Raw genomic sequence first — 7,969 nt, 5'->3', positions numbered from 1 at the left:
GGAGCAGCGGCAACCGGTGCAGCTGCCGGAGCGGCTGCAACCATGGTGCCCTGACGGGCGACGCGGATGCGATTGTCGCCTGCGGCAACTTCGATCTCGGTCAGGTTGGTCTCGTCCAGCAGCTCGGCGAGCTGGCGAATGGTATCGTTGTCGATGTTGAACTTGCTCATTTCGATATCTTTTATGATGGTGTGTGGATCAGTGATCTGATGGCATCAAGGCCAAGAATGTAACCCTGCGCGCCAAAACCACAGATCATGCCTTTTGCAGCTTTCGAGACGTAAGAATGATGTCTGAATGCGTCCCGCTGATGAATATTTGACAGATGGACCTCGACGACCGGCAAATCGGATGCCAGCAATGCGTCAAGGATCGCAACCGATGTGTGCGTATATGCCCCAGCATTGATAATAATGCCAGCAGCTTCTTGCCGGGCTTCCTGAATCCAGTCAACCAGCTCGCCTTCGTGATTGCTTTGGCGAAAGACGACGGACAGGCCAATTTTCGACGCATGTGCAGAACACATGTTGTCGATATCCTGCAAGGTGGTCGCACCGTAAATTTCCGGCTGACGCTGTCCCAGCAGGTTCAAATTCGGCCCATTCAGAATGTAGACGGGTTTTATCATCCGTTCCCACATGCCCAACATATAGTGATGCGTTTATAACACGACCAAAGTCTGACGCAACGTTGCATTCGGACGAGGCATGTGACTGTAACCACACGATCATGTTGGCATCATCGCCATCGGTGCAGCTTTGTGTACCCCGCATGGCAGAATCCGCCGATCACAGCTTGCCTCTCGCCCGGCAGCTGCGCATACTGCGCGCCAATAGGTGAATATTTTGATACCACAAGGACAAGACGAACAGATGCGCCTGACCATCAACGGTGAAGACCGCACCATCGAAACCGCAGCAACCGTTGCCGATCTTCTCGGTGAACTCGGGATCACGGCGACCAAGGTCGCGGTGGAACGCAATCTCGAAATCGTGCCGAAAACGGCTTATGGCGATACTGCACTTGCCGATGGCGACAAGCTTGAAATCGTTCATTTTATTGGTGGCGGTTCCTCGGATGCCGATCTTGCGTCCGCCAATGACGAGGGTTTCGTCGTCGCGGGCCACAAATTCAAATCACGTCTGATCGTCGGTACCGGCAAATACAAGGATTTCGAAGAAACCCGCATCGCGATTGATGCGTCGGGCGCGGAAATGGTCACGGTTGCCGTCCGTCGTGTTAATCTGACCGACCCGTCGCAGCCGATGCTGGTCGATTATGTCGATCCGAAAAAATACGTTTATCTGCCCAATACAGCGGGTTGCTTTACGGCTGATGACTCGGTCCGGACCCTGCGTCTGGCGCGCGAGGCCGGCGGCTGGAATCTGGTGAAGCTTGAAGTTCTGGGCGATCAGAAGACGCTTTATCCCAACATGCCCGAAACCCTCAAAGCCGCCGAGGCCCTGATCAAGGACGGTTTCGACGTGATGGTTTACTGCAGCGATGATCCCATTCAGGCCAAAATGCTTGAAGATATGGGCTGTGTCGCGATCATGCCGCTGGGATCGCTGATCGGCTCGGGCATGGGGATTCTCAACCCGGTTAATATCGCGCTGATCAAGGAAAACGCCAATGTGCCGGTGATCGTCGATGCCGGTGTCGGCACCGCATCCGATGCGGCATTTGCCATGGAACTGGGCTGTGACGGCGTTCTGATGAATACCGCGATTGCCGGTGCCAGGGATCCGATCCGCATGGCGCGCGCCATGAAACACGCGATCATCGCTGGTCGTGAATCCTTCCTTGCCGGTCGCATGCCCAAGAAAAAATATGCCGATCCGTCCTCGCCGCTGGCCGGTTTGATCTGATCGCATAGATGTACGATAAAAAGCCCCCGTTTCGGTATCGAAACGGGGGCTTTTGTTTCATTCAGGCTGCGTAAAGGATTGACTGTATCCGTAGTAGCGGCTTGGCGTAAAATCAGGACGCCTGTTCAAGCCCGGCTTTGACCAGCGCATTGACGCGCTCCATATCCGCACCCGACACCATCTGACCATTGATCAGGAAGGCCGGGGTGCCATTGACCCCGATACTGCGCGCCATGGCGGCATATTGCTGTAACATGCCGTTGATTTCCGGTGACTGCATGTCCTTGCGCATCTGATCAACGTTAACACCAGCGTCTTTGGCCAATGTGTTGATCTGTGCCTCGTCAAGGATACCGCGGTTTTCCATGAAGGCCGCGTGGATTTCCATGTATTTGCCCTGCTTGGCTGCAGCCAGTGCCGCACGGGCCGCATCGGCACTTTCTTCGCGCAGGATCGGGAATTCAACAAACATGGTGCGGATTTTACCATCGGAATTTTCCGCAAGTTCCTTCACGCCGTCAAAGGCGCGTTTGCAATAACCGCAGTGATAGTCAAAAAATTCGATCACGGTCACCGGCGCATCCAGCGGGCCAACCGATGGCACCGAACTGTCGGCCACCAGCGCATCCCACACCGGCTGAATGGCTTCGGCCTGCTGGCGGGCCTGTTCGGTTGTCTGCCAGACCTGAACATTCTGGATCGCACGCAGCAGAACATCCGGGTTTTCCAGAAGATACTGTTCAATCACGCCTTCGATCTCGGCCTTCTGTGCATCGCTTAGTTCTTCTGCCTGTGCCGGTGCGCCCATGGCAAAACCCAGCGAAAGCATGATGGCGGCACCGCCAAGAAGGCGTTTGATCATGTGCGAATTCATCGAAAATCCCTTGTTGTCTTTGTCCCGGATATGTCTGGCATCGCGCGGGACCTGATTTCTTTGGCTAATTGATACGAGACGGGTACCTAACGGGAAAGTAAAATATGCGAGAGATATGTGACACCGGCCACATCAGCCCCCTGATCGCGCGTTGCGGCAATCCCGATCCATACCAGACGGACATCGATGGTATCTGTGTCGGGCCAGTATCGGCGATGCAGGGCCGAAAGATCGAAATAATCGCGTTGCCATTCCTTGATACCGGTCATGTCCCCGCCAATCGGAAGACGGATCACATGATCGACGGGCGGTTTGCCTGCCCCCAGATCGCTTTCACCCCAATCACCATGTGATTGCGCCCGGAAACCAAGGATAAGCTCGGTATCGCCGGGGCGCGCCGACGCGTTCATCAGCCAGTCAAACGACAGATAGGGGGATGCCAGAACCGCGATATTGGTGCGACGGCCAAGTTCAAAGCTGTCAATTGCCGGACGCATGGCAAGGGCGATGCGCCCGTCAATATCCTCCCAGTATAGGCTGTTGGCCTTTGACTGTTCACCCGTATCAAGCTTTGCCGGTCGTTCGGCATAATGCCAGTACCGGGGCGGGTTATTCAGCGGGAAGGGGGCATAAAGAAGCTTCAGATCCCCCTCGACGCTTACCCCGGCATCGGGCAGGCTGCATCCGGTCAACAGGTAAAACACCGCAAAGGCAAGGCCTATACGGCGAGGGGCCGGTAACCGCATCGCCGCCCATTTTGGGGCGATTGCGGTCAATTCCGGTTGTCCTTGCCTTCCGGATCGGTCGCACGAATGATGTCTTGCGCGCGCTGCCAGGTTGCAGTGCCTTTTTCAAGTTTCCGGTCGGCCTGAACCGCGTGATATTTCGCGGCTTCCCGATCCCCGGTCAAAAGGCTGTATTCCGCCTGCGAAAGCGACGCCTCGCCTTCGTTGCCCAGACGGTTTTCGATAATCGCCCGGAACCGCCATGCCGACGCATTGCTGCGTTCAACCGAAAGAACCCCCAGAAGGTTTTCCTTGGCTTCCGGCAGGACACTGTTATCGCCGCTTTCAATCAGCGCATGCGCTAGCAGCAAGCGGATCAACGGTGCACCGTTGGACAATTCGACGGCTTTGCGAAGCGGATCGGTGGCTTCCTGGGCCTTGCCGAATTCCAGCAGGACCTGACCTTTAAGTTCTTCGAAATATGGATTTTCCGGTTCTTCGGCGATCAGCCCGTCAATAAGCTTCATCGCTGGATCGATTTGCGAGTCCCGGTAATAGGCAATCGCACGTGCATAACGCCCCGAAATGCTGGTGTCGGTTTCGGGATAGGTGCGCAATGTATGCTGGATATGGTTGGTAAAGGCATACAGCTTGGCGCGCATGCGGTCATGGCGTTCATACAGAACCGGATCAACCTTGGCGTCTCTTAACGGTGAATTCGCAGTATAGTTTTCAAGGAACTCGACACGTTCGGTCGTCAGCGGGTGACTGCGCAGATACGGGTCCTGACGTGCAGTACTCAGCAATTCCTGACCTTCGAGCGTTTCCATGAATTCCATCAGACCGCGCGATGAAATCCCCGCATCGGTCAGGAAGTTGACACCGGCCTGATCGGCACTGCTTTCCTGTGTCCGCGAATAAGCCAGAAAATTGCGTTCTGCCACGTTCTGGCCGCCAAGAACGGCGGCTGTACCGACATCGGCACGACCGGCTGCAACACCGGCTGCAACACCGACGATGGTTGACAGAATCGAGATCGCAGACGCATTTCGAAGCTGATCATGAATACGCGAAAGATGCCCGCCCGATATGTGGCCGGTTTCGTGGGCCATCACGCCCATAACCTGTTCGGGAGTCTGGGCTTTCAACAAGAGGCCAGTATTGATAAAAAGCTTTTGGCCGCCAGCAACAAATGCGTTCAGGCTGGGGTCCGAAACGATATAGATTGCAACGCCGCGCGGATCGAGCCCGGCAGCCTTGAATATCGGGGTCGCATAGAGATGAAGGGTTTCCTCAATCTCGGTATCCCGGATAAAAGAACGACCCTGCGCAAAAACTGTGCTGGGCAGGGCAACAAGGAAAATGGCAGTGAGAGTAATAATGCGTCTGAGCAAAATGTGCGTTCCGTGTTTTCGTTCATCCGATGTCGACCCGACCAGTGCGGACAGGTTGCCGACGCGCAAGCCATCATGGCGGATCATGACGGCAATCGCAATGACTGCCGGTCTTGCGGCCTGCAGTAGCGATAATACTGAAAATCTTGGCCAAATCGGGGCCGTCAGTGGTTTCCTTGGCGGTGTCGTCGCTGATGAACCCCGTGCGGTTCGCATCGCACGCGATGTGCTTTCGGCGGGTGGTACGGCGGCGGATGCGGCTGTTGCGCTTTACGCGACCATGACGGTAACCAAATCATCGGTGGCCGGTATTGGTGGCGGCGGGGTTTGCGTTGTTCATGATCGCCAGTCGAAAAAGGTCGAAGTCCTTGATTTCTGGCCGCGCCCGGGGACTCGCACCGCCGACAGCCAGACTGCAACCACCGTTCCGGGCGTCCCGCGCGGTCTCTATGCACTTAGTGCGCGCTATGGCCGCCTGCAATGGCCGCAGCTCCTGTCGGCTGCTGAACAATATGCCCGCCTTGGCGTTCCGGTATCGCGGTCGATGGTGGATGACATCGAAGCCAACCGCGACCGCATCGAGGCAAGCCCGATCCTACGTGATGTTCTCATGCCCGGCGGCAATACTTTGCAGGTCGGCGACCGGATTCGCTCGGTCAATCTCGGTGCGCTTCTGACATCCCTTCGGGTCAAGGGGCCGGGTGAATTTTATAACGGTGCCCTTGGTGCCCAGATCGCAACGGCGGTCCAGAATGCCGGTGGTACACTGACCGCCGACGACATGCGTGACTACAAACCGCAATGGAAGTCCGCGACCGAGGTCAAAGTTGGCAACGAAATGCTGTATCTGGCATATCCGCCGCGTTCGGAGTCCGGACGTGCGGTTGTTGATGCAGGCACGGAACTTGGCGCGATCCTGAACCGCTATCTGGCTGATATCGATGCTGCTGACAGCAACATTCAGTCCAATACAGGCCGCAGTGGCTTTGTCGTTCTGGACCGTGCAGCCAATGCGGTTGCCTGCATGACCACGATGAACAAACCGTTTGGTGCGGGACTGGGTGCCGATGCGTTCGGTCTTAACCTTGCCGCCGGGGATGCGTTCTATGCCCAGACTCCGCTGATGGGCCCGGCCCTTATGGTGAACCCGTTCGTCTGGGAATATTATTATGGCATCGCTGGAACCGGCACTCCGGCAGGGGCGACCAAACAGATTGCCACCATGGCCGAAGACCTGATCGAAAAGGGTGCGGCTGCCAATATTCCGATGAATTCGGATGGCAAACCGGCGGTCAATATCGTGCGTTGCCTTGAAGGGATACCGCCACATCCCGAAAGCTGCCAGTTCATTGCCGACCCTGCGGGCGGCGGAATGGCCGGCACGCAGTAAGCCACCATTTACAGGCATTTCATCGGGGCAGGTCTTCCTGCCCCGATTTTCACGATACAAAGCAGGACCCCACACATGGCTTTGAAACAATCGCGTCGCGGTGCTATCTCGCCCTTTATCGTCATGGATGTCATGCGTGCTGCCAACGCGCGCGAAACCGATGGCAAGGCCGTCTTTCACCTTGAAGTCGGGCAACCCGGCACACCGGCCCCACGCAAGGTCCGCGAGGCCGCTGCACGTGCCCTTGATAACGATCTGATCGGCTATACCAATGCAATGGGGATCGATCCCCTGCGCGAAGCCATTGCCGGTCATTATCAACGCAAATTCAACACTCCGGTCGATCCGTCGCGCATCTGCGTTGCCAGTGGCTCGTCCTCGATCTTCGTGCTGGCGTTTCTGGCGGCCTTTGATGCCGGTGATCGTGTCGCAATGGCGGCACCGGGCTATCCTGCCTATCACAACATCCTGACGGCACTGGGCATTGATACCGTCAATCTGCCTGCTGGCCCCGGAAGCCATTATCAGCCGACTGTTGCCATGCTGCGCGATCTTGATGATCCGATTGATGGTCTGATCGTTGCAAGCCCTTCCAACCCCGCGGGCAGCATGATCGATGTCGAAACCTACCGGGAACTGGCAACCTATTGCCGGGAAAACGGCATTCGCCTGATCAGTGACGAGATTTATCAGGGCATTTCATTTGGCGATGTTCGGGAATGCACCGCTCTTGAATTCGGCGATGACGCGATCATCATAAACAGCTTCTCGAAATATTTTTCTATGACGGGCTGGCGTCTGGGCTGGGCGGTGGTGCCGCCTGATCTGATGCGGGCGGTGGAATGCCTGCAACAGAACCTGTTTATTTCGGCCCCGGCATTGTCACAGATCGCCGCCGTCGCAGCGTTTGATTGCGAGGATGAATTGCAGGCCAATGTCGCGGCCTACGCGCGCAATCGCGAAATTCTGCTAAATGAACTGCCTGCTGCGGGCTTCACCAAATTCGCCCCGGCGGATGGGGCATTTTATCTGTATGCCGATGTTCGCGATCTGACGACCGATAGCGAGGATTTCTGTCGTCGCATGCTGGACGAAACCGGTGTTGCCACCACGCCGGGCACCGATTTTGATCGCCTGCGCGGCAAACATTATGTTCGCTTCTCGTTCGCTCATAGCGAAGCCACCATGCTGGGCGCGGTCAAGGCCCTAAAAAACTGGCAGCGGTAAGCCGTTCTCATTTCACGCAAGCTGTAACGAAAAAGGGCTGCCGAAAACATTCGGCAGCCCTTTTTGATTTTATCAAAGCCAGGTCTTAACGACCAAGGCTCCCCCAGCCGCGTTTCTTCGGCTTCGGTTTTTCGTCTTTTGCCGGCTCAGTTGCAACCGGTTCACTTGCCTCCGGCTCGGCGGCCTTTTCGGCTTTCGGTGCCGGTTTCTTCGGCTCTGCCTTCGGTTCGGATTTTTCCGCTGCCGGTGCTGCCGCGGGGGCAGGGGTCGGGCTTGCCGGTTTTTCCACCACGGTTTCCACCGGGCTTTGTGCCGGTGCCGAAACCGCTTCCTTGGCGATTTCTTCCGCGGTTTCCGGGGCAGGGCCGCTCTGGATCGGGATGTTTTTCACATCAGCCCGGTCGTTACGGTCATTGCGATCCCGACGATTGCGGCGATTGTCATTGCGATCACGACGTTCGCGGCGCGGCCGTGCCGGTGCCGGGGCGGTC

At 56.7% G+C, this 7,969-nt stretch carries 7 protein-coding genes and 1 pseudogene; 3 read left to right on the top strand and 5 right to left on the bottom strand.

What is annotated here, in order from left to right; all coding sequences use genetic code 11:
- Nucleotides 1-181 precede the first annotated feature (181 nt).
- A complete protein-coding gene (aroQ, locus tag TH5_RS24790) occupies nt 182-628 on the bottom strand; it encodes a type II 3-dehydroquinate dehydratase (protein ID WP_167443664.1) in 447 nt (148 codons plus the stop codon).
- A 244-nt stretch (nt 629-872) separates the two neighbouring features.
- On the opposite strand from aroQ, the gene thiS reads away from it, so the two are divergent.
- A complete protein-coding gene (thiS, locus tag TH5_RS24785) occupies nt 873-1,868 on the top strand; it encodes a sulfur carrier protein ThiS (RefSeq protein ID WP_062952089.1) in 996 nt (331 codons plus the stop codon).
- A gap of 112 nt (nt 1,869-1,980) precedes the next feature.
- On the opposite strand, the gene TH5_RS24780 is transcribed toward thiS, so the two are convergent.
- The 3 genes from TH5_RS24780 to TH5_RS24770 all read right to left on the bottom strand — a co-directional run bounded on the left by TH5_RS24780 (nt 1,981) and on the right by TH5_RS24770 (nt 4,861).
- Nucleotides 1,981-2,730 (bottom strand): DsbA family protein, encoded by a 750-nt coding sequence (locus TH5_RS24780; RefSeq protein WP_244205034.1) that lies wholly within the window; start codon nt 2,728-2,730, stop codon nt 1,981-1,983.
- A gap of 98 nt (nt 2,731-2,828) precedes the next feature.
- Nucleotides 2,829-3,518 carry a hypothetical protein gene (locus TH5_RS24775; protein ID WP_244205033.1) on the bottom strand — a complete coding sequence of 230 codons (690 nt, stop codon included), beginning with the start codon at nt 3,516-3,518 and terminating at the stop codon, nt 2,829-2,831.
- Nucleotides 3,515-4,861 carry a M48 family metalloprotease gene (locus TH5_RS24770; protein WP_114124102.1) on the bottom strand — a complete coding sequence of 449 codons (1,347 nt, stop codon included), beginning with the start codon at nt 4,859-4,861 and terminating at the stop codon, nt 3,515-3,517. Before TH5_RS24770 ends, TH5_RS24775 begins: the two co-directional genes overlap by 4 nt.
- On the opposite strand from TH5_RS24770, the gene TH5_RS24765 reads away from it, so the two are divergent.
- Nucleotides 4,848-6,251 (top strand): gamma-glutamyltransferase, encoded by a 1,404-nt coding sequence (locus tag TH5_RS24765; protein ID WP_114124101.1) that lies wholly within the window; start codon nt 4,848-4,850, stop codon nt 6,249-6,251. The genes TH5_RS24770 and TH5_RS24765 overlap by 14 nt on opposite strands.
- A gap of 75 nt (nt 6,252-6,326) precedes the next feature.
- Nucleotides 6,327-7,478, top strand: a complete 1,152-nt coding sequence (locus TH5_RS24760; protein WP_114124100.1) for a pyridoxal phosphate-dependent aminotransferase — start codon at nt 6,327-6,329, stop codon at nt 7,476-7,478.
- 85 nt (nt 7,479-7,563) lie between these two features.
- On the opposite strand, the pseudogene TH5_RS24755 reads toward TH5_RS24760, so the two are convergent.
- A pseudogene (locus TH5_RS24755) lies at nt 7,564-7,969 on the bottom strand (ribonuclease E/G); the annotation flags it as partial.

The organism is Thalassospira xianhensis MCCC 1A02616 (assembly GCF_003326475.1).
Taxonomy (GTDB): domain Bacteria; phylum Pseudomonadota; class Alphaproteobacteria; order Rhodospirillales; family Thalassospiraceae; genus Thalassospira; species Thalassospira xianhensis.
The sequence above is the reverse complement of the archived record's forward strand: the minus strand, read 5'-3'. Positions and strand labels throughout refer to the sequence as shown.